Source organism: Paraglaciecola sp. 20A4, from assembly GCF_011378905.1.
GTDB lineage: Bacteria > Pseudomonadota > Gammaproteobacteria > Enterobacterales > Alteromonadaceae > Paraglaciecola.
The window spans coordinates 19,558-40,465 of the sequence record NZ_WTPY01000024.1 but is presented as its reverse complement, the minus strand read 5'-3'; the positions used below and the strand labels follow the sequence as shown (position 1 = coordinate 40,465).

General features: G+C 42.1%; 20 protein-coding genes. 11 read left to right on the top strand and 9 right to left on the bottom strand.

Going from position 1 to position 20,908, the window contains the following annotated elements; translation table 11 throughout:
* Positions 1 to 62 precede the first annotated feature (62 nt).
* On the bottom strand, positions 63 to 1,343 hold the full coding sequence (gene eno, locus GQS54_RS17805; RefSeq protein WP_166425282.1) for a phosphopyruvate hydratase: 1,281 nt from the start codon (positions 1,341 to 1,343) through the stop codon (positions 63 to 65).
* Between the two features lie 688 nt (positions 1,344 to 2,031).
* Positions 2,032 to 2,922 carry a pseudouridine synthase gene (locus GQS54_RS17800; protein WP_166425281.1) on the bottom strand — a complete coding sequence of 297 codons (891 nt, stop codon included), beginning with the start codon at positions 2,920 to 2,922 and terminating at the stop codon, positions 2,032 to 2,034.
* Positions 2,923 to 3,446: 524 nt separating this feature from the next.
* Between GQS54_RS17800 and GQS54_RS17795 the strand changes: the two genes are divergently transcribed.
* Together GQS54_RS17795 and GQS54_RS17790 are read left to right on the top strand one after the other, a co-directional pair.
* A complete protein-coding gene (locus GQS54_RS17795; RefSeq protein WP_277344144.1) occupies positions 3,447 to 5,618 on the top strand; it encodes a response regulator in 2,172 nt (723 codons plus the stop codon).
* Positions 5,619 to 5,750: 132 nt separating this feature from the next.
* The gene (locus GQS54_RS17790) at positions 5,751 to 6,293 is read left to right on the top strand and encodes a DUF6491 family protein (RefSeq protein ID WP_240919998.1); all 543 of its coding nucleotides are present in this window, start codon (positions 5,751 to 5,753) and stop codon (positions 6,291 to 6,293) included.
* Positions 6,294 to 6,525: 232 nt separating this feature from the next.
* Here the strand turns inward: GQS54_RS17790 and GQS54_RS17785 are convergent, their stop codons facing one another.
* The 7 genes from GQS54_RS17785 to GQS54_RS17755 all read right to left on the bottom strand — a co-directional run bounded on the left by GQS54_RS17785 (position 6,526) and on the right by GQS54_RS17755 (position 11,632).
* Entirely contained in the window at positions 6,526 to 6,771 is a 246-nt protein-coding gene (locus tag GQS54_RS17785) for a DUF6868 family protein (RefSeq protein ID WP_166425280.1), read from the bottom strand.
* A 48-nt stretch (positions 6,772 to 6,819) separates the two neighbouring features.
* Positions 6,820 to 7,185, bottom strand: coding sequence for an STAS/SEC14 domain-containing protein (locus GQS54_RS17780; protein WP_166425279.1), 366 nt, complete (start codon positions 7,183 to 7,185; stop codon positions 6,820 to 6,822).
* A gap of 441 nt (positions 7,186 to 7,626) precedes the next feature.
* Positions 7,627 to 8,496, bottom strand: coding sequence for a 23S rRNA pseudouridine(2605) synthase RluB (rluB, locus tag GQS54_RS17775; protein ID WP_158770531.1), 870 nt, complete (start codon positions 8,494 to 8,496; stop codon positions 7,627 to 7,629).
* A complete protein-coding gene (gene scpB / locus GQS54_RS17770) occupies positions 8,496 to 9,236 on the bottom strand; it encodes an SMC-Scp complex subunit ScpB (RefSeq protein ID WP_166425278.1) in 741 nt (246 codons plus the stop codon). The genes rluB and scpB overlap by 1 nt, the downstream gene beginning before the upstream one ends.
* Positions 9,237 to 10,097 carry a ScpA family protein gene (locus GQS54_RS17765; RefSeq protein ID WP_166425277.1) on the bottom strand — a complete coding sequence of 287 codons (861 nt, stop codon included), beginning with the start codon at positions 10,095 to 10,097 and terminating at the stop codon, positions 9,237 to 9,239. It abuts the gene before it with no gap.
* 18 nt (positions 10,098 to 10,115) lie between these two features.
* Positions 10,116 to 10,736 carry an L-threonylcarbamoyladenylate synthase gene (locus tag GQS54_RS17760; RefSeq protein WP_166425276.1) on the bottom strand — a complete coding sequence of 207 codons (621 nt, stop codon included), beginning with the start codon at positions 10,734 to 10,736 and terminating at the stop codon, positions 10,116 to 10,118.
* Positions 10,737 to 10,768: 32 nt separating this feature from the next.
* Positions 10,769 to 11,632: a PHP domain-containing protein gene (locus GQS54_RS17755; protein WP_166425275.1), complete on the bottom strand. Its 864-nt coding sequence runs from the start codon at positions 11,630 to 11,632 to the stop codon at positions 10,769 to 10,771.
* A gap of 410 nt (positions 11,633 to 12,042) precedes the next feature.
* Here GQS54_RS17755 and GQS54_RS17750 point away from each other — a divergent pair, with 410 nt between their 5' ends.
* The 9 genes from GQS54_RS17750 to GQS54_RS17710 all read left to right on the top strand — a co-directional run bounded on the left by GQS54_RS17750 (position 12,043) and on the right by GQS54_RS17710 (position 20,770).
* The gene (locus tag GQS54_RS17750; protein WP_166425274.1) at positions 12,043 to 13,641 is read left to right on the top strand and encodes an anthranilate synthase component 1; all 1,599 of its coding nucleotides are present in this window, start codon (positions 12,043 to 12,045) and stop codon (positions 13,639 to 13,641) included.
* Positions 13,641 to 14,273 carry an aminodeoxychorismate/anthranilate synthase component II gene (locus tag GQS54_RS17745; RefSeq protein ID WP_166425273.1) on the top strand — a complete coding sequence of 211 codons (633 nt, stop codon included), beginning with the start codon at positions 13,641 to 13,643 and terminating at the stop codon, positions 14,271 to 14,273. The genes GQS54_RS17750 and GQS54_RS17745 overlap by 1 nt, the downstream gene beginning before the upstream one ends.
* A 9-nt stretch (positions 14,274 to 14,282) precedes the next feature.
* Positions 14,283 to 15,305 (top strand): anthranilate phosphoribosyltransferase, encoded by a 1,023-nt coding sequence (gene trpD, locus GQS54_RS17740; RefSeq protein ID WP_166425272.1) that lies wholly within the window; start codon positions 14,283 to 14,285, stop codon positions 15,303 to 15,305.
* Between the two features lie 11 nt (positions 15,306 to 15,316).
* Complete coding sequence (gene trpCF / locus GQS54_RS17735; protein ID WP_166425271.1) at positions 15,317 to 16,711, top strand: bifunctional indole-3-glycerol-phosphate synthase TrpC/phosphoribosylanthranilate isomerase TrpF; 1,395 nt, start codon at positions 15,317 to 15,319, stop codon at positions 16,709 to 16,711.
* Positions 16,712 to 16,765: 54 nt separating this feature from the next.
* Positions 16,766 to 17,953 carry a tryptophan synthase subunit beta gene (gene trpB / locus GQS54_RS17730; protein ID WP_166425270.1) on the top strand — a complete coding sequence of 396 codons (1,188 nt, stop codon included), beginning with the start codon at positions 16,766 to 16,768 and terminating at the stop codon, positions 17,951 to 17,953.
* Positions 17,946 to 18,764 (top strand): tryptophan synthase subunit alpha, encoded by an 819-nt coding sequence (gene trpA, locus GQS54_RS17725; protein WP_166425269.1) that lies wholly within the window; start codon positions 17,946 to 17,948, stop codon positions 18,762 to 18,764. The genes trpB and trpA overlap by 8 nt, the downstream gene beginning before the upstream one ends.
* Positions 18,765 to 18,775: 11 nt before the next feature.
* Positions 18,776 to 19,075 (top strand): YciI family protein, encoded by a 300-nt coding sequence (locus GQS54_RS17720; protein WP_166425268.1) that lies wholly within the window; start codon positions 18,776 to 18,778, stop codon positions 19,073 to 19,075.
* Between the two features lie 147 nt (positions 19,076 to 19,222).
* A complete protein-coding gene (gene arfB / locus GQS54_RS17715; protein ID WP_166425267.1) occupies positions 19,223 to 19,636 on the top strand; it encodes an alternative ribosome rescue aminoacyl-tRNA hydrolase ArfB in 414 nt (137 codons plus the stop codon).
* A 171-nt stretch (positions 19,637 to 19,807) separates the two neighbouring features.
* Complete coding sequence (locus GQS54_RS17710) at positions 19,808 to 20,770, top strand: choice-of-anchor A family protein (RefSeq protein ID WP_166425266.1); 963 nt, start codon at positions 19,808 to 19,810, stop codon at positions 20,768 to 20,770.
* Positions 20,771 to 20,908: the final 138 nt, after the last annotated feature.

Sequence of the window (20,908 nt, the reverse complement as noted above, 5' to 3'; positions counted from 1 at the left end):
ATACGATCCCTGCTGTTATAACGATCCCTTGGATACAAGTCGCTTTTGGTTTAGTGCTAATGTTAAGCGTTTTTAAATGCTTTAACACCTGCAAAATGCGATACGCTTCCTAATTCATTTTCAATTCGCATAAGTTGGTTGAATTTTTCAATTCGTTCTCCCCTGCATCCGCTGCCCGTTTTTAAATGCCCAGCGTTAATACCAACGGTTAAATCTGCAATAAAGCTATCTATCGTTTCACCACTTCGATGTGAAACAAAGCAGTTGTAAGAATTACTATTAGCCAGAGCGACAGTTTCAAGCGTTTCAGTTACGGTGCCAATTTGGTTTAACTTAATCAAAATGGAATTAGCGACGCCTTTATTAATCCCTTCTTCTAAAATAGTTTTATTCGTACAGAACAAATCATCACCCACAATTTCGACTTTATTGCCGAGAGTGTCTGTCATATTTTTCCAGCCTTCCCAGTCATTTTCGGCTAGACCATCTTCGAGCAGCACGATAGGATATTGGCTCACCCAACTTTCCCATAATTTAATCATGTCATCACTTGATATTAATTTCTGTGAGCTTTTAAAAAACTTGTATTTACCGTCTTCCCACATTTCACTTGTGGCGGGATCAAGACAGATACTGATATCTTTGCCGGGTTTATAACCTGCTTTGTTAATGGCTTCTAAGATTATTTCAACGGCCTGCTCATTCGACTTTAAATCAGGTGCAAACCCACCTTCATCACCAACCCCAGTGCTGAGTCCTTTAGCTTTTAATACTGCTTTCAAAGTATGGAAAACTTCCGCTCCCATTCTAATGGCCTCTTTGAATGTCGTGGCATTGTGGGGAGCAATCATAAATTCTTGAAAATCTATCGTGTTATCGGCATGTCGTCCGCCATTAATCACATTCATGCAGGGAACTGGCATTATGTGGGCATTACTACCGCCTAAATATTGATATAATGGAATACGTGAGCTTAATGCCTTGGCCCGCGCAAATGCCATAGAAACGCCCAGTATTGCATTCGCGCCCAAGTTCGCTTTATTATTTGTGCCATCCAAGTCTATCAAACCGTAATCGAGTTCTCGTTGACTGGTAAAACATTTGTTCTCGATTTCTTTCGCTATAATCGTATTTACGTTATTAACTGCCTTTAGTACACCTTTGCCGGCATATCGTTTTTTATCACCGTCTCTTAACTCTGTCGCTTCGCGTTCACCGGTTGATGCACCACTGGGTACCATGGCACGGGAAATCGTTCCGTCTTCTAGTTGCAAATTCACTTCGACTGTTGGGTTCCCCCTTGAATCTAGAATTTCGATTGCTTCAACTTTTTGGATTTTCATAGCGTAAGTCCTCTGAATGACGTTTATTAACTAACCTAAGGTTAGCGAAAATGTAAGTGCAGTTTTGTCTTATATGTTTATTATCGGTCGCAAATTATAAACTCCCGCCACGTCCTACGATCACTAAAAAATCGCTATCAAAAAATCGATAAACAGGAAAATTTTTAAAAATCGCGATTATGTATATCATTGTTAATTAGTTAGTTTACTGCTCTTTTTGTCAGAGAGCATCGCTCCTCAACAGACCTAATATCAATAATATAAATCAACCAAAAAGCCCATAAAAAGTCACTCAAGACAACAAACACCACGCATGGGAAATGCACTCATCGAGTATTTTTCCACGTGAAATTCAAATTAATCTTTTTTGACCCAATTCATGTTGTTCTGCACCCCATAACGAGCTGAGAAGATGACTCCGACGAGCGTTTTAATCCACACTATAATATTGATAATTATTGTCAATATGACCTAAATCAGATAAAGCATGATTAATGATACAGAACAAGAAGACACGCGTTTTATGTGCAAAGAAAGGTATTTGTACACATTCAAAGGTAACGAAATATAGAATTTCAAATCTATTTTAGGGCCGTTAGAAAACTGAATAGCCATCAATAAAGAGGGTTTTAATGCAATTCGTTTTACATTACTTAATGCATCAAGCGGTGGCAATAAAATGAATTACTTAATCTAGTTTGAGCTCCGTATTACTCGAAAAGTATCGTTTCTGGTTCGTTATGGGGTCGGTAAATTCTTGCTGCTGAGCCAAGAGCTGTAAAGGTTTACTGTAGTCATCAGGCTTACTGGCTTGCAACACAGGATAGTAGTTATCGTGTAATAGGGGCCAACCAATGCTTTGCATATGTAGCCGCAGTTGATGGGTTTTGCCTGTTACAGGCTTAAGTTCAAATAATGCTTTGTCTGCAGAGCGCTTTACGCAACGAATATGCGAATGCGTGTTGGCCTGTCCTTCAACAGTATGCATCAAAAACCGTGGTTCACTTTTTTCTAACCTATTTTTTATTTCCCATTGCTGATTGGTCAACGGCATTTTGTCACTTGTGCTGGCAATAGCTTGATATGTTTTATCGATTTGATGTGTTTCAAACAGGCGGTGGTACTTGGCGCGTGTATTGGGGTCGACTGAAAATAACACCAAACCTGCTGTGGCTTTATCGATACGATGCACCGCCTGCAAATGTTGGTTACCGGTTTTGGTACGCAATCGATTTTGTAGGCATTCTTCTACATATCCACCGCCTGGCATGACGGGTAAGAAATGAGGTTTGTAAGCCACCAAAATCAATTCGTCCTGAAAAATGATTTTCTCAGCAAAAGGGATAACCGGTTCACTTTTTACTTCACGGTAATAGTAAACGCGTTGTTGTGCCTTAAATGGCGTTTGTACATTGATTAATCGGCCATCATGCCAATGAACCTTGCCATCAGCCATACGTTGCTGCCAAACCTCAGCAGATATGGCTGGAAATTTGATAATAAGAAACTCAAGAACTGTCGTTACGCCGGGATTGTGCTGAGGTAGACTGAGTTTAGATGGGGTAATCGCGATGGCCATAATTATACTCGTTGATGACATGATAAGGGGCTTTCATGTCGATATTAACGCCGCGAGTATATAACGTTTTACTGGTACATGGGGTTATAGATGGTGTCATTGTTTTAAATTTTTTATATAGTAGTTTTAAGGGTAAAAAAACAACCTAAACCAGTTGAATTCATTTGCACGATGGTTCGCTAGCACTCTTCAGTTCTTTTTAGTATTTTTCAGTCCTCTGCGTGAGAATTCAAACAATACGTACACTGGCAATGCGAACCGTCCGTTTCAGGTGCAGCGAGTCTATCTTGAAAAAATAAAATCTGCTTTTTATCGCAGCGACGACGACGCGGTGTTGAATATGGCACAGCATAACTACGTCTTTAAAATAGTAAAAATCCGCTTTGATACATGCTTTCCTGTGCTTACTAAGTAAGTATTAACACGATTTAAAATATTGTTTATAAAACCTTTTTCATTTATATCGAGTAACTGTAGTCTTATTCATCTACTCTTAATCGGAATACCACACTGGAGTACCAATTTTGATTTCAAATGTGATAAAAAAGGGGTTGTCTATTCGTGTGCGATATATTCTGGCCTTATCACTTATTGCGGCGACCGTTTCTGGTTCAGCCTTAACGCTAAAATATATATTCAGTGTACAAGAAAATGACGCTTATATAATTAATATGGCCGGGCAACAACGTATGTTATCCCAACGTATTGCGCTATTTGTAACAAGATTATCTCAGTGCCCAACCGACAAAGAAACGATTGAAAAGTTTGAAAGTTCACTGCAAATCGCCATAAAAAAATTTGATACAAACCGGATTGAATTAAAGAACCTATCTAATCTGCCCGCTTCCGTTAACGACTCTTACTTCGGCAAGAGCGCTTTAGATGCCAGAACCATGGCATATGTCAAAGATGCAAAAGGTTATCTTGATAGCCACAACCGTTGCGATTCGTCACCAGCAAGTTTTAATGCCACCAATTCTGATGTCTTATTATTTGATTTAACACAAGTTGTACAAGCCTTTGAGGCTGCTGCTCATGCTCGCGTTCAGTTAGTGGAAAAAATAGAAATGTTTTTATGGCTCTTCACTTTGATTTTACTGATTAGTGAAGTGATATTTATTTTTCGTCCTATGGAAAACCAGATCAGCAAAAGCCTTACATCGTTGAAGTCCGCTTTGCTCAAAGCGAGAACCGCAGAACAACAGGCGATAGACGCCAGTAAAGCAAAATCTGAGTTTCTGGCTAGTATGAGCCACGAATTACGAACACCGATGAATGGTTTGTTCGGCATGATGGAGCTGGCAATCGATAACCCTCAGAAAAGTGGCGAATATCTGAAAAAAGCTAAAAGAGCTGGTAAGCAATTATTAGTGTTGATAAATGATGTTTTGGACTTATCAAAAATAGAGGCGGGTAAACTGCGTATCGAGCGCACTTCATTAGACTTATTACAACTGCTTGATGATGTTACCTCTGTGCAATCGGCAAATTGTCGTCTAAAAAAGCTGAGATTTAGTTACCAAAAAAATACGACACTACCTGCACACATATTTGGCGATCCTACGCGGATCGGACAAATCATGCATAACCTACTCAGTAACGCGATTAAGTTTACCCACGAAGGTTCGGTAAACTTAGATGTAGGGGTTTACGTAAAAGATAAACGTTTTTGGCTTTCAGCAAAAGTCCGAGATACAGGGGTGGGAATCGCTCCTGAAAAAATAGAAACTATTTTTAATAAATTTGAACAAGCAGATCAAACCACTACACGTTTATTTGGTGGGACCGGCCTTGGATTATCAATAGCAAAAAAATTAACCCATTTAATGGAGGGAACATTAACAGTTCAGAGTACTGTCAACGAAGGAAGTTGCTTTGAACTATCGCTTCCTATCGAAATCGATCACAAGCAAATAGAAGATATCCGCCCTCTGATTCAGCTACGTTGTGCCATAGTCGACGATCTGCAAACCAGTAGAGATTATTTGCAACATATAGTGAAATCTCAAGGCTTTGAATCTACAGTTTTTGAGCATGCGGCAGAATTTTTAGCCAGTGATATCAGTCAATTTGAGGTACTGTTGCTCGACTTGTCGATGCCCGAGATCAACGGTATCGATGTTATCCAAACCTTACGTGAGCGTAATCTTAAAAAGCTCCCTTACATCATTCTAATATCAGCCGTTATCGAGCATCTTGAATGCCACGACGACCTGCGCAACCTTATTTGGCGAACCCACGCCAAACCAGTTATGAGGCAAGAGCTAGAGACTGATTTACGCGAATTACATAACATTCAACGTCAACCCGAGCCGGATATAGCAGCATCGATTAATGAACAGCATATTTTGGTGGTAGAAGATAATGAAATTAATGCAGAAGTCGTCAAAGTTATGCTTGAGGGCGCCGGCTATCAAGTTACAATCGCTACTGATGGTGAAAAAGCTATTCAAGCATGTATTTTTGAGCAATACGATCTGATTTTAATGGATATGCATATGCCCGTTATGGACGGTATTACAGCTACCATAAGGCTTAGACAGAAAATGAATTTCGTTAACCCTATTATTGCCCTTTCAGCGAACGCATTTATCGAAGACCGAGAACGCTGTATTGCAGCTGGAATGAACGATTTTCTCTCTAAACCGGTAGACAAAACAGTCCTATTGGCAACCATTAAAAGACGCTTGAGCTAAAGTTGGCTAGGATAAATACTTTCTCATATGAATATATGTAAAAAATTGTAAGTTATACGATTTCTGTGAAACCATTTTGCTTGAAGATGTTCAAAATTAATCTATTTAACTTTTGATGTCTTTGGAGCTAATATGAAATACGTTTTGATACTGGTATTAACACTACTCACCCTTAGCGGCTGTGCAACCAACCGTTTATCTGATCCAGAAAAGTCAGTCATTATTGAAAAATTTATTACCAATGAGAATCTAGAATCACGTAACACTATCAGCGCATTTGATATGGATAGCTGGACTTCATTAAGCGACCAATATTTGATCTTACGTACTTCCCCTTTTCGATCTTATCTGGTCAAACTTACAACGCGCTGTGATGACTTAGACTTTTCACCTAGTTTATTGGTGTATTCTCGTATTCCCAATACATTGAGCGCGGGTTTCGACAGTGTTTTCACCCCCGACAATCATAGATTTAGATGTAATATCAGCCGCATCTATCCACTAAATAAACAACAAAACAAAGCGCTGATAGCCGTCGTTAATCCTAAGGCAACAGACAAACCAGTAGAAAAATCTGACGATGAAACAGGCAATACACAAGTAGAGGGTGAAGAAGAAAATGCGCAGAGGAATATAGTTGATGAGCCACCAGCACGGACAATCTATGGTGAGTAAACATATAACGCGGTAACCGGCTAAATTTTTAGTATGCCATTGTGCGTACAAAGCCCCTATTAAGCATAAAACGGTAAACCTTTAAATTAAGATTACCGCTTGTTATTTGAAAAGATGTAAACGGTTTGCCAGACAGTCGGGGCTTATTAGCAACGCAAAATATCTCTCGACGTTTTCAGCAACATAATATTAGCCAGTGCACCGCTAAAATGCTGCCAGTCAATCGGATGTGTCAAATAAGAACTTTTAACACAATATATGGCACGAGATTGAAGATGAATATAAGCAACTTAAAGTGTGCCAAATAATTTATATAAAGGATTTTTAATTCATTGGGGTCTACGTCAAATAACCTACCATGAATGGCAGTGATTTTATCTTTCATCCAGATAAACGCTAACGATGCTGCACACAACAGGCCGATATTAATGAGTGACATCCAACCGAAAATCTCACTTAACTGAATAACATTGTTCATATCGCTAACTCCACTTAGTTTAAAATAAAAACTTACCCTCTAAGTGTGCTATTGCTTAACCCAATCCCAAGCATCTTGCAGCTCATCAGAGGTAAAATATTTCTCGTCAATACCCACTAGTTTGGCAAAGGGACTGTCAATCGCCACTAACCATTTAAGAACTCGGCTAGAAGAGACAAATGCCAGCTTATTCATATTACTCATGTGATCCATAGTCCATTTTAAATCTTCATACGCTACGTCGATGCCTATATCGATTTTGCCATTCAGTAAGACTAAAACATTAATCGTTTGATGTTCCTTGATCAGTTTATCAAAAATGACTATCCACTTTTCTTCTTCCGCTTTATCAATTCGACCGTTGACTTGAATACCAATAGTGGCGCCTTCACTTTGAGGTAATAATGTAATCATTGGCTTTTCCTTATTTTCAGCTACTTAAAAGTATATATAGGCTGTAATACCCATTCCAATAAATAATTGCTGGGTGGTTAATTATTTACTGGCGTTGGTAAGAACACACCTTATCAACTTTGTGCTTGCATGATTGATTTGTCCATTGCTGTTTAATACCTGCAACATGAACCTAAGCGAAAGCTAAATACGCTAGGATGCAGTAAGGCCATCAATCTGCGCTGTGACTCAAGGTTATCAATATAGATTGATAATGAACTCGTGCAGAACGTAATGAAGATTGAGCTTATGAAAAATAATGAATAAAAAGGAAGAAATACACTGGGAGTGTGTAACGGGAGGTATATTCCCAATGGCTTAGTATTGAAACTTAGCGGCAATCAAAAAGTCTAAATATAAATTAAGGTCGTAAGCTACTGCCTACGACCTAACAAGGCGGACCTATTTTTTCTTCGGTCTTGCTTTGGCACGCCCCTGATTCACTTTGTGCTTTTGCACAGAGCGGCGCATGCGACTTAGACGCACATGGTCAAGTTTAGTTTGTTTGTCTTCAATCATCGACTCTTGTTCTAGATCCAACTGTACGCTTTTACGCAACGTATTAAGGTCGGTAAGCGGCAGCTCAATCCAGCCACCTTGAGGTAAGCGATTTTGCAAGTCTAGTGTACCGTAACGAACACGGATCAAGCGGCTAACTTGTAACCCTTGAGATTCCCATAGTCGGCGGACTTCGCGATTTTTACCTTCAGATAGCGTCACGTTATACCAGCTATTAAGACTTTCATCGTCACCTGGACGTTTGCGTATCTCGGTAAATTTAGAGACACCGTCTTCAAGTTCAACGCCTTTTTTAAGACGCTTGATAATATCTTGATCGACGTCACCAAATACACGAACCGCGTACTCTCGTTCAATTTCATGTTTAGGGTGCATCAAACGATTCGCTAGCTCACCGTCGTTAGTAAACAATAGTAAACCACTGGTATTGATATCTAAACGGCCGACAGCAATCCAGCGACCATTTAGAATTTTCGGCAAACGATCAAAAACAGTAGGACGCCCCTGAGGATCTTTACGGCTACACAATTCTCCCTCAGGTTTGTTGTACATAAGTACACGGCAAATTGTCGTTTTCGCGGCAGCACTGATTAAGTTGCCGTCTACACGTAATTGATCCAATGGTTCAACACGATCGCCTAACGTGGCGACTTTTCCATTAACCGAAATACGGGCTTGGGCTATCCACTTTTCCATCTCACGACGGGAGCCCACACCAGCATTGGCTAGGACTTTTTGTAATTTTTCACTCATTAGTGTAACTGCTCTCTTTGATTAGGGTTGTCAGTATCATCAAGCTTAGTCTCTGTAGCTTGTTCTGACGGTATTTGTTCAGCCGATGTTTGTGCATTTACAGCATTTTGCTCTGTTACCTCGTGCTCTGAGGATTTTTGCTCGACAGAGACCGGTTCAGCACTTTCATTCGGCGGCGTTAAAATCTTGCGTTCATCCTGACTATTACTCGTATCAAAGGCATCTTGACTAGGAAGGTCCTTCAAGCTTTTAAGCGAAAAATAGTTTAAAAATCCTTTTGTTGTAGCATATAAGGCTGGGCGCCCTGGCACTTCTTTATGCCCGACGACTTTCACCCAATCTCTTTCTATTAAGGTTTTCATGATGTTGCTACTAACCGCTACACCACGTACATCTTCAATTTCACCTCGCGTTATCGGCTGACGATAGGCCACCATCGACAAGGTTTCTAACAAGGCCCGAGAGTATTTAGGCGCTTGCTCTTGCCATAATTTACTTAGCCAAGGCCCTAAGCTATCCATTGATTGAAATCGATAACCACTCGCAACTTCAACCAATTGCACGCCGCGAGACTGATATTCTAATTGCAACTCATCAATCGCTTGATTCAGTGATTTTTTACTTACCTTAAGACCGCTTAATACGGTTTGTTGTAAATGCTCTTGGTCAATCGGTGCGTCAGATACAAACACAGCTGCCTCAACCAATTGCTTCAACTGCATCAAGGATAATTTTGCCATTTATTGTGGCTCTTCTGCTTTAAGCTTAACGTGAATATTAGCCAACGGTTCACTTTGTACCAGCTCTATAAGCTGTTCCTTACACAACTCAAGTATAGCTAAAAAGGTTACAACCACACCTGCTCGGCCTTCACTTGTTTTATATAAGCAGTCAAAACCGCTAAAATTCACACTGTTAAGTTTCTCTAGAATCAATGCCATTCGCTCTCGGGTAGATAACGCCTCGGGAGCAATATGATGATGCTCAAAGGCACTCGCCCGCTGCATCACATTTTGAAAACTCACCACTAATTCCTGCAAATTAATTTTGGGCATAATCTTAATCGGCGCCACAGAATCACTGGTTTGCGCCGCTGCACTAAATACATCTCGCTCCATGCGTGGAATATTATCAAGCTCATGAGCAGCTGTTTTTACCAATTCATATTCCTGCAATCGCCTGATAAGCTCGGCTCTTGGATCATCTTCATCCTCTTCAGCATCCGGCCTTTTGGGGAGCAGTAAACGCGATTTTATCTCAGCCAGTATCGCCGCCATTAATAAATACTCAGCGGCAAGCTCAAGCTTTAAGTCTTTCATCATATCGACGTATAACATGTACTGTTTCGTTACTTCATAAACAGGCAAGTTAACTAAGTCGAATTTTTGTTTGCGGATCAAATACAGTAATAAATCTAATGGTCCTTCAAATGCATCTAAAATCAATTCCAATGCATCCGGCGGAATATACAAATCTTCAGGTTGATCGGTAAATGCTTGACCATTAATAAATGCTAGTGGCAAAGGCTGCTGGACCGGTTGCCCGTGCAGCATTGCCTCCTGCTCAAGGGGCGACTTGATAGGCGCTTTATCAACCGTCATAGCAGAATAGTTTCGATGTTAACTAAATGGACTAGCGTCGCCGCTGCCCTGCCTAATGATGACGGGCTCACCTTCCGATAAATCCACTACGGTGGTCGGTTGTTCACCCAAGAAACCACCATGAATAATCAGCCCAACCTGCTTTTCAAGTTTGTCACGTATTTCGTCAGGATCAGATTCAGCCACTATGGCATTAGGTAAAATCAACGTGGTCGACATCATCGGTTCGCCTAACTCTTCAAGTAAAGCGAGCGCAATAGGATTATTCGGTACGCGAATACCAATAGTTCGGCGCTTAGGATTCTGTAATCGCTTAGGTACTTCTTTGGTCGCCTTTAAGATAAAGGTATACGGCCCAGGTGTATTGTTTTTAATCATACGAAACGCGGTGTTATCCACCCGCGCGTATTCTGACAACTCCGACATATCTCGGCACATCAAGGTGAAGTTGTGGTCTTTACCGATTTGGCGAATACGACAGATTTGCTCTAACGCGTTTTTGTCGTCCATATGGCAACCAATGGAATATCCGGAGTCAGTTGGATAGACCACCACTTCGCCACTGTGAATAAGCTCGCAAGCCTGTTTAATTAAACGAGCTTGCGGGTTATCAGGATGAATATAAAAAAATTGGCTCATAATCGTTACTTCCCAGTAAGTTACACGCTGTTTTACGTGTTAGATGCATCAACTGGCTGGTCGATAAACGGCCAGTCATGCCAAATAGGGGTAAGGTGCTCTGGTAATCCCAGATTTTTACCCAGTTCAGTCCAACGGCTGACAAAATGAAAATCAGAACCCGCTGAAGCCTGTAAATTATGCTCCATAGCTAATTCAACAATCAACTTGCGTTTTTCAGGGTTAATCCGCGCATGAGTCGTTTCTATGCCGTCGCCCCCTGATTGTTTGAATTCCGCTACCAGCTTGCGTAACCATTTAGTTGTCATATCATAATGCGCCGGATGAGCTAGCACGGCTTTACCTCCGGCATCGTGGATCCACTCAATGGCTTCTTCAATAGTGATCCACTGGGGTTTGACATGAGCGCGTTTGCCCTTACCCAAATATTTTTTAAAGGCGCTTTCAAAATCACGTACTTCTTTGCGATCTACCAACACTCGGGCAAAGTGCGCTCGCGTCAATTGCCCTTCCCCAGCTAATAACTTGGCATCTCGCAATACATTTTCAATCCCTGCTTTGGCCAATTTATCTGACATTTTTTGTGCCCGAGCATCTCGCTCATCTTTTTGTGCGACTAAACGTTCACAAAACAAGAGATCATCTTTGTTGACGTTCAAACCTAGAATATGAATATCAAAATTATGCCACGACGTTGACAGCTCAATACCATTGATTATATGCATTGCACGCTTTTGTTTTGCTTGATGAGCAAGCGCTTCATCTAGTCCTTGTACTGTGTCGTGATCGGTAATCGCCAACACATCAACTTGCATATTGTGCGCCCGATCCACCAGCTCTACAGGAGAAAGTTGACCGTCAGAATAGTAAGTATGGCAATGCAAATCGATTTTCATAAAGCGTTAAATATGACCTATTATTAAGTACTCGCAGAATACTTTTTCAAAATTGACTGTTGACAGAGACGCAAAATTGTTTTCTTCTATACGCCTGAAGTGCGTATTATACGCATTTAGTCATGAATAGCAGACAAAACCTGAAAAAAGGACAATGTTTGTTTGCAGGTGATAGTTTTGTCACTGAATACTGAAGAGATTATATACCCATGAATACTGTTTTACGCGTTACAACTAACCTAATTTGGTGGTGGCACATCCCTAACTAGCGGGCTGTGAGCGTATGTATTTGTGCGATTGAACAAGAAAAGCCCGTATAATACGGGCTTTTTTTATGCCCGATTAAAAATTACGACCCTTTTATCATCCTTGCCTAAGACAGGTTACAAACAAGGTTATCGAGAAAAATCATGAGTTTAGCGCAGTTAACAGAACAAGCAGGCAAAGTAGAAACCTTACTACTATCGGCCGATTATGTGGCAGATCCACTCCAAGCTTATCAATACCTTTGTCAGGGTAAACCTCATAATTTGCTACTTGAGTCAGCGGAAATTGACAGTAAAGATGATCTGAAAAGCTTATTGCTGGTCGACGCAGCAATAAAATTGCAATGCGATGGGCCAATTGTCACGTGCCAAGCATTAACTGACAACGGCGCTGCAGTCTTGCCCCTGTTTGTCGAATATTGTCCCGCTGGTGTTGAACATGTATTTAACCAGCAAACGCGCACCGTCACCCTAACATTTACCTTCGCACACCAAGAGCTAGATGAAGATAGTCGTTTAAAAGCGCCTGCGGTTTTTGATGCTCTGCGCCTACTAATTAACCGCGTGGTGGCCATTCGGTCGCACCCTGAAGCGTTATTTCTAGGTGGGGCTTTTGCGTACGACTTACTGGCTACCTTTGAACAACTACCACAGGTTAATGATAGTGATAACACCTGCCCTGACTTTGTTTTTTATCTTGCTGAAACCCTGTTGTTGATTGATCACCAAGCGAAAAAAACCGAAGTAATTGGCAGTGTTTTCAGTGGTAAAAACGTCGGTAACAACTATTTCTCAATCAGTCAGCGCCTTGAACAAATTAAACATAAGTTGCGAAACGTAAAACCTGTCCCTGAAATTGAATCGCGCCACGTAAATCCTGACGAATTAAAAATTAGTAAGTCGGATCAAGAATTTATTCAAGACGTCGAAAACCTTAAACAGCATATTTTGGCCGGTGATATTTTTCAGGTCGTTCCATCACGGACCTTTAGCTTACCCTGCCCTGACCCACACAAAGCTTATAAAGCATTGAAAGTGCAAAATCCCAGTCCGTATATGTTTTTTATGCAAGACATTGATTTTTGCATGTTTGGCGCGTCACCTGAATCAGCGCTTAAATATCTTAAAGATACTAATCAGGTTGAGATTTATCCTATTGCTGGCACACGACCAAGGGGTAAACACGCAGATGGATCGATTAACTTAGATTTAGATAGTCGTATTGAATTGAATTTACGCGAAGATGAAAAAGAAAAATCAGAGCACTTAATGCTAGTTGATTTAGCGCGAAATGATGTGGCTAAAGTGTCTAAACCCGGCACTCGCCATTTAAAAGAATTACTAAAAGTAGACCGCTATTCACATGTCATGCACTTAGTATCTAAGGTAGTGGGGCAATTACGGGATGATTTGGATGCGCTACATGCGTACCAAGCCTGTATGAACATGGGCACCTTAGTAGGTGCCCCAAAAGTCAGCGCAGCAGGTCTTATCCGCGAAGTAGAAAAGCAGCGTAGAGGCAGTTACGGTGGTGCCGTTGGCTACATAAACGGCCATGGTGATATGGATACTTGTATCGTTATTCGCTCGGCATTTATTAAAAATCAAACCGCCCATATTCAAGCCGGTGCCGGTGTGGTCTTCGATTCGGATCCTCAGTCAGAAGCAGACGAAACCCGCGGCAAAGCACAAGCTGTTATTCGCGCCATTCTTACGTCCCATCAAGCACCGGAGGCAAAATAATGCGCTTAGCTAATACTGTAACCAACCCACAGCCCCATGTCTTTTTAGTGGATAATTTCGATTCATTTACCTACAACCTAGTGGATGAATTACGTACCATGGGGTTAGCACTAACGGTCTACCGTAATTCAGTTTCACCCGAAGCCATTTTTGATAAAATGCAACAACAAGCTAAAGACAGCCAAGTGATTTTACTGCTATCCCCAGGGCCTGGTACGCCGGCCGATGCCGGCTGCATGCCAGCACTTATCAATTTAGTAAAAGGGGTATTTCCAGTACTCGGTATTTGTTTGGGCCACCAAGCGATTGTTGAGTCTTATGGTGGTGACATTATACGCGCCAACGTGGTTATGCACGGTAAATCATCTTTGATCACGCATCAGGGAGATAAAATGTTTGCCAATCTGCCTCAGCCCTTACCAGTGGCTCGCTACCATTCTTTAATGGCTAGCAATATGCCTGCTGAATTAACCGTTTTAGCCAATTTTGATGACGTACCCATGGCAGTTTGTCATGAGAAAGATAGAATGCTGGGCTTTCAGTTTCACCCGGAATCAATTTTAACCGCCTTTGGTAGTCAATTATTAATGCAAAGCATTGATTATTTAACCCAAAACCAAGCCAACAATTAAAGGACCGTCATGCTATTTCCATTACTTGAAAAGCTCTACCAGGGTCAGGCCCTTAGTCAAAACGAAGCCACTGATGCATTCAATCAGATCGTGACCGGCCAGGTAGATAACATTGTGTTGTCTTCGCTGTTGACCGCCCTAAAAATTAAAGGTGAAACACCAGAAGAAATTGCTGGAGCTGCGCAGGCTATGATCCAAAACGCAAGCCCCATCGAACGACCCGTATATGACTTTGCAGATATTGTTGGTACAGGTGGAGACGGCCATAACACTATCAATATTTCATCCGCGGCGGCGATTGTTGCAGCCAGTTGTGGTGTAAAAGTAGCTAAGCATGGTAATCGCAGCGTCTCAAGTAAATCTGGCTCAGCTGATTTATTCAATGCCTTTGGCATGAAACTAGATATGTCGGCAGAAATAGCACGGGATTGTTTAGACCAGTCGAATCTATGTTTCTTGTTTGCACCTGTTTATCATGCTGGTATAAAACACGCCATGCCCGTGCGCACGACGCTTAAAACTCGCACTATTTTTAACTTACTTGGTCCCCTTGTTAATCCCGCTCAACCGAGTCATATGATGATAGGTGTATATGCACCTGAACTAGTTATGCCATTTGCACGTACATTGCAGTTACTCGGTTACAAAAAAGCACTTGTCGTGCACGGTAGCGGATTAGATGAGCTTGCTGTTCATGGTCCATCTATTGTTGTAGAAATAAACGATGATACGTTAACCCAGTACACGTTATCTCCAAGCGACTTTGGCCTTGAAGAATATCCATTAAGCGCCATTGAAGGTGGGGTGCCTGATGAAAACAAACAATTGATTCAAGATGTACTCACCGGCTGTGGTCAAGCAGCACACCAAGCCGCTGTTGCGATGAATGCCGGCGCGCTGATAAAGCTGTGTGGCAAGGCTGACACTTATAAGCAAGGCGCACAAATGGCGCTAGACGCTATGCATGAAAAACGTCCCATGCAGGTAATCGAAAACGCGTCGGCAATTAGTCGCAGCCACGACATAATTTAAAGGAAGCATTAATGGCAAATGTATTAGAGAAAATCGTAGCGGATAAACGTCAAGAAATTGCCCAGCGCAAAATTGACTTGCCACTTGCACAGTTTATGGATGGTCTAACACCATCATCTCGCAGCTTCTACGATGCTCTGAACCGACCAAATGCGGGGTATATTCTAGAATGTAAGAAAGCATCACCCTCAAAAGGTTTAATCAGACAAGATTTCAATTTGGACGAAATTATCGCTGCATACTTGCCTTACGCAGCGTGTATTTCTGTTTTGACCGATGAAAAGTATTTTCAGGGTAAATTTGAATATCTTGAATATGTGCGTCAGCGCGTCACCCAGCCAGTCATCAACAAGGACTTTTTTGTAGAGCCCTATCAAGTTTATTTAGCTCGTTACCATAATGCTGACGCAATATTGTTGATGTTATCGGTGTTGTCAGATGAGGAATATAACGAATTAGCCACAATCGCAAAAACGTTAAGCCTTGATGTCCTTACCGAAGTCAGCAATGAAGAGGAAGCACATCGCGCTCTAGCTCTAAAGGCAAATATTATCGGTATAAATAACCGTAACTTGCGTGATTTGAGTACCGATTTGGCAACGACTGAAAAACTGGTACCTATCATAGCTAAAGCGCAGCACGAGCATGTCATTATCTCTGAGTCAGGCATTTATACTCATCAAGATGTAAGACGCTTATCGCCCATCGTTGACGGTTTCTTAGTGGGCAGTGCGCTTATGTCGCAAGACAATGTAGCCCAAGCAGTGAAAAACTTGGTGTACGGAACTGTCAAGGTTTGCGGCATTACTCGCGCCCAAGACGCCGCAGATGTGGCCTCCTCTGGAGCTTGTTATGCTGGTTTAATCTTCGCTGAAAAATCAAAACGTTGCCTCACATTTCAACAGGCAAAGCAGATTGTGGATGACGTGCCTTTTCAGTATGTGGGGGTATTTGTTGATGCTTCCGTTTCACTCGTCGTTGAATATGCTACTGCGCTGAATTTAGTTGCAGTACAACTTCACGGAAATGAATCACAACGTTATATCAGCGAATTGCGCACAGTGCTCGCTGATAAATGTCAGATTTGGTTAGCCAAAGGTATCACTGATACCCTGCCCTTGCTTGATGAAAAATACGTTGATCGGTTCGTGCTTGACTGCAAAGTGGGTGAGAAAAGTGGTGGGACCGGCCAAGCATTTGATTGGCAATTGTTCGCGCATACGTCTTTAAGCGCCCAACTTCGCAGTAAAATAATTTTAGCTGGCGGGATCAACCCAGACAATGTGCAACAAGCTGCAAAGCTCGGCCTCGGTGGCATTGATTTGAATTCAGGGGTTGAAGACGCCCCAGGCATAAAATCTGTTAAAAAGCTGCAACTCGCATTTGAAAAATTACGCGCTTACTAACGATTAAGTTAACCATACAGACCAAATTTTAACGTGTTAAAGACGAGAAATATTATGAATCATTTAGAAAGTAAATTCGGACAGTTTGGTGGCATGTATGTGCCTGAACTGCTGATACCTGCGCTTGATCAATTAGAGCAAGCATTTATCGATGCCCAAAACGATCCCGAGTTTCAGAAAGAATTTATGGATTTATTGACTGACTACGCTGGTCGTCCAACGGCAATGACTCTCACCCGTAACTTGGTATCTAACCCTACCGTTAAGCTTTACTTAAAGCGTGAAGATTTGCTGCACGGTGGTGCTCATAAGACCAATCAGGTTTTGGGTCAAGCGTTATTAACCAAGCGCATGGGTAAGACCGAAGTGATAGCCGAAACAGGCGCTGGGCAACACGGTGTTGCCACCGCATTAGCCTGTGCACTGCTCGGTTTAAAAGCACGTATCTATATGGGTGCTAAGGACATTGAACGTCAAGCACCTAATGTATTCAGAATGCGCTTAATGGGTGCCGAAGTAATACCCGTCAATGCGGGTTCTGGCACCCTAAAAGATGCTGTGAACGAAGCCATGCGAGATTGGTCAGCAACCTATGACAAAGCCCACTATTTGTTAGGTACCGCCGCGGGTCCACATCCTTTCCCTACCATCGTACGTGAATTTCACCGCATGATTGGCGAAGAAACACGAGCTCAAATCATGGCCAAAGAAGGGCGTTTGCCAGATGCCGTAGTGGCATGTGTTGGTGGGGGCTCAAATGCGATAGGTATGTTCGCTGACTTTATCGACGAACCAAGCGTAAAACTAATCGGTGTTGAGCCTGCAGGTAAAGGCTTACACACAGCTGAGCATGGTGCAGCTATTAATAAAGGCACCAAAGGTATTTTACACGGTGCTTATAGTTATATTATGCAAGATGATGACGGCCAAATTGAAGAATCTTATTCAGTATCAGCAGGGCTAGATTACCCAGCTGTAGGGCCTCAGCATGCGTATTTACATGATATTGGCCGAGCGACGTATGCTGCAGTAAGCGATGATGAGGCACTTTATGCGTTTCAGTTACTGTCGCGCAAAGAAGGCATTATCCCCGCGCTTGAGTCATCTCACGCACTCGCCCATGCCTTAAATATGGCAGATGAGGCCGAAGACGGTACAATAATCGTAGTGAATTTATCCGGTCGTGGCGACAAAGATTTAGCCCACGTACACAGCATTCTGGGAGACCAAATCAATGAGTAATAAAAACGATCGCTACGGTGATATGTTCACCCGCTTAACGGCAAAAAACGAAGGCGCATTCGTGCCATTCGTAATGTTGGGTGACCCTGATATTGCTACCTCGTTAGAGATATTAAAAGCCTTAGCTGAAGGTGGAGCTGACGCCCTTGAATTGGGCATTCCTTTTTCCGATCCGATCGCAGATGGCCCAACGATTCAACAAGCTAGCATACGCGCGCTTAGTCATCATATACACCCACGTGATTGCTTAAAGGTTATCCAACAATTCCGTGAAATATACCCAGATATGCCAATTGGTTTATTGTTATATAGCAACTTAGTGATGAAGCCTGGTTTGGAAAAGTTCTATAACGACGCAGCTAACGCAGGTGTTGATTCGATTTTAATTGCTGATGTACCACTTAGAGAAGCCGATCGGTTTATTGAGATGGCAGCCCAAACTGGGATCAAGCAAATTCTCATTGCACCGCCCAATGCAAGCGATGAGACCTTAGCGGAAATAGGCCAAAAATCACAAGGTTATACTTACCTACTTGGTCGAGCTGGGGTGACAGGCGCAGAAACGGCGGCAACTATTCCCGCCCACGAGTTAATCGCAAAGTTAACCCAGTATAAGGTGGCCCCACCATTATTAGGCTTTGGTATATCTAAACCAGAACAGGTTAAAGAGGCAATTTCCGCCGGAGCTGCAGGGGCAATCTCAGGCTCGGCCACGGTCAATATTATTGAGACTAATTTGTCGCAACCGGAAGTTATGCTAAGCAAACTTCGCGAATTCGTCAGTGTTATGAAGCAAGCGACTAAAAAATAAGGAACAAAATCATGTGGTATGTAGTGTATTCACAAGATGTAGAAAACAGTTTACCTTTGCGTAAGAGCGCACGCAGTGCTCACTTAGCGCGTTTGCAACAGCTCAGTGACGAAGGCCGTTTATTGGTTGCTGGGCCCTGCCCCGCTATCGATAGTAGCGACCCCGGTGAAGCGGGCTTTACTGGTTCAGTGGTGATCGCTGATTTTCCGAGCCTAGAAGAAGCACAAACTTGGGCTGCGGCCGATCCCTATATGGATGCCGGTGTGTATGAACAAGTAACCGTTAAACCTTATCTTAAGGTACTGCCTTAATTATCAGCCTTAGCACGCTAGGCTGTTGTTCAGCATTGGCGCGAGATAAATCAGCTGTTTGTCTCGCGCTTTATTGACCATAGTGTAGTAGGCAGTGTAGTAAGCACAGTGGTGAAAGGATGAAAAAATTCGCAAAAGGACAACAAGATGATTTTTATTAAAAGCTATATTTCGCTTCAAGATCATGAGGTTGAACTCACTGCTATTCGCGCTCAGGGCGCTGGCGGGCAAAACGTTAATAAGGTGTCCAGTGCCATCCATCTACGTTTTGATATCAAAGCCTCATCATTGCCAGAGTTCTATAAAGAGCAATTATTAAAAAGTAACGATAATCGTATCACCCAAGACGGCGTATTGATCCTGAAAGCGCAAGCTCATCGTACCCAAGAAATGAATCGCCAAGATGCATTAGAACGTTTGGCTGCAATCGTGTGTGAAGCAGCGGTAGTACAAAAAACCCGTAAAGCGACAAAACCCACAAAAGGTTCTCAGCTTCGAAGAATTGATACCAAGAAAAAATCTGGTCAAAGAAAACAACTTAGGAAGAAAGTCGAATACTAACCCCGCCATACTGTATGCTATTATCAACACATCAAGCACTATAACTGTCAATAAAATTTACAACTTATAGCTCAATCATATTCAAATTAAAATAATTTGTTGTTTTACAAATATTTGAATTTGGGTATGAAGGCGGCTTAAACGACATTGAATTAATTAAGGGCGATGTAAATGAAGTACCCTGCTTTAAAAATTGCAGCGTTAATATTCGCTGGTACATGTGCAATGAGCACGCATGCCTCCTCAGGTTCTATCGGTACTTATAACCTTATTTTGTTAGAAGATTATAATTTTCAAGGCGGTGATGTTGAGGGCAAGGCCCTAATCGGCGGTAATCTAAATGGTTCAGGTCAAGCTGTAGAATTCGGCAGTCGGCTACCCGATACAAATGCCGCCATTGATGCTGTAACCATTGTGGGTGATATCAAAGCAAATCACGTCACAATTCAAAATGGTAACAATCTTGTATATGGTAGCAACTCAAGTAACGCCAACTTTAACCTCAATGGTAGCGGTGGGTCTGCAACGCAAGCTTCTCAAACGGTTCTTAATGCCGAGATAGATGCCGTATTCGCAGATATCTACAACGATAGCCTTTACTATAATGGCTTGGCAACTACCGGTGCTTTTTCAGGCCCAGGCAATCAAGCCGAATTGTTTTATACGGGGACCGAAAGCGTCGCTGTGTTCAATGTCAATGCGTCGGATATATTCGCCCAGAATAACTCATTAAGCTTACAGCAAGCATCAGCATCAACAGTTGTTATTAATGTTGCTGGTATTGATATTACAGCAGGTGGTGGAGTTAACCTCAACAATGGCTTTAGCCAACAAACAGCGACCAATATCGTTTGGAATTTCTTTGAAGCTACTGATATCGATTTCAAAAATCTCGCGCTGAAAGGTTCAGTACTTGCACCCTATGCAAATACAACGGGGGGAGCGTCATTTGATGGTGCATTTGCAGCTGTCTCTTATACTGGAGCCCGTGAATTCCATAATTTCTTATTCGATTATGAGGCCCCTGCGCCAAAGCCCCCTACTATTTTAGTCAGTGCGCCGACTTCAGCCACATTGTTCGGGCTAGCTTTTGGTTGGCTAATATTGTCTCGTCGAAAGAAACATCGAATTTAACAGGCGTGATATTGCCCGTATAGTTAGTTATCAACATGGTAACTTGCTATTAATATGAATTAGGCGGCTTTGGCCGTCTTTTTTTATTCATTTAGATCCGCTTTCAGGTGTCTACAATATGTTGTTTACAGTTTCCTC

Coding starts and splice junctions, on each gene's coding strand:
- rluB (WP_158770531.1), bottom strand. CDS start 8,496: ATGAGTGAAAAATTACAAAAAGTCCTAGCCAATGCTGGTGTGGGCTCC.
- GQS54_RS17745 (WP_166425273.1), top strand. CDS start 13,641: ATGCGCTTAGCTAATACTGTAACCAACCCACAGCCCCATGTCTTTTTA.
- scpB (WP_166425278.1), bottom strand. CDS start 9,236: ATGGCAAAATTATCCTTGATGCAGTTGAAGCAATTGGTTGAGGCAGCT.
- GQS54_RS17785 (WP_166425280.1), bottom strand. CDS start 6,771: ATGAACAATGTTATTCAGTTAAGTGAGATTTTCGGTTGGATGTCACTC.
- eno (WP_166425282.1), bottom strand. CDS start 1,343: ATGAAAATCCAAAAAGTTGAAGCAATCGAAATTCTAGATTCAAGGGGG.
- GQS54_RS17765 (WP_166425277.1), bottom strand. CDS start 10,097: ATGACGGTTGATAAAGCGCCTATCAAGTCGCCCCTTGAGCAGGAGGCA.
- GQS54_RS17800 (WP_166425281.1), bottom strand. CDS start 2,922: ATGGCCATCGCGATTACCCCATCTAAACTCAGTCTACCTCAGCACAAT.
- GQS54_RS17750 (WP_166425274.1), top strand. CDS start 12,043: ATGAGTTTAGCGCAGTTAACAGAACAAGCAGGCAAAGTAGAAACCTTA.
- arfB (WP_166425267.1), top strand. CDS start 19,223: ATGATTTTTATTAAAAGCTATATTTCGCTTCAAGATCATGAGGTTGAA.
- GQS54_RS17710 (WP_166425266.1), top strand. CDS start 19,808: ATGAAGTACCCTGCTTTAAAAATTGCAGCGTTAATATTCGCTGGTACA.
- GQS54_RS17780 (WP_166425279.1), bottom strand. CDS start 7,185: ATGATTACATTATTACCTCAAAGTGAAGGCGCCACTATTGGTATTCAA.
- GQS54_RS17760 (WP_166425276.1), bottom strand. CDS start 10,736: ATGAGCCAATTTTTTTATATTCATCCTGATAACCCGCAAGCTCGTTTA.
- trpB (WP_166425270.1), top strand. CDS start 16,766: ATGAATCATTTAGAAAGTAAATTCGGACAGTTTGGTGGCATGTATGTG.
- GQS54_RS17755 (WP_166425275.1), bottom strand. CDS start 11,632: ATGAAAATCGATTTGCATTGCCATACTTACTATTCTGACGGTCAACTT.
- trpA (WP_166425269.1), top strand. CDS start 17,946: ATGAGTAATAAAAACGATCGCTACGGTGATATGTTCACCCGCTTAACG.
- GQS54_RS17720 (WP_166425268.1), top strand. CDS start 18,776: ATGTGGTATGTAGTGTATTCACAAGATGTAGAAAACAGTTTACCTTTG.
- trpD (WP_166425272.1), top strand. CDS start 14,283: ATGCTATTTCCATTACTTGAAAAGCTCTACCAGGGTCAGGCCCTTAGT.
- GQS54_RS17790 (WP_240919998.1), top strand. CDS start 5,751: ATGAAATACGTTTTGATACTGGTATTAACACTACTCACCCTTAGCGGC.
- trpCF (WP_166425271.1), top strand. CDS start 15,317: ATGGCAAATGTATTAGAGAAAATCGTAGCGGATAAACGTCAAGAAATT.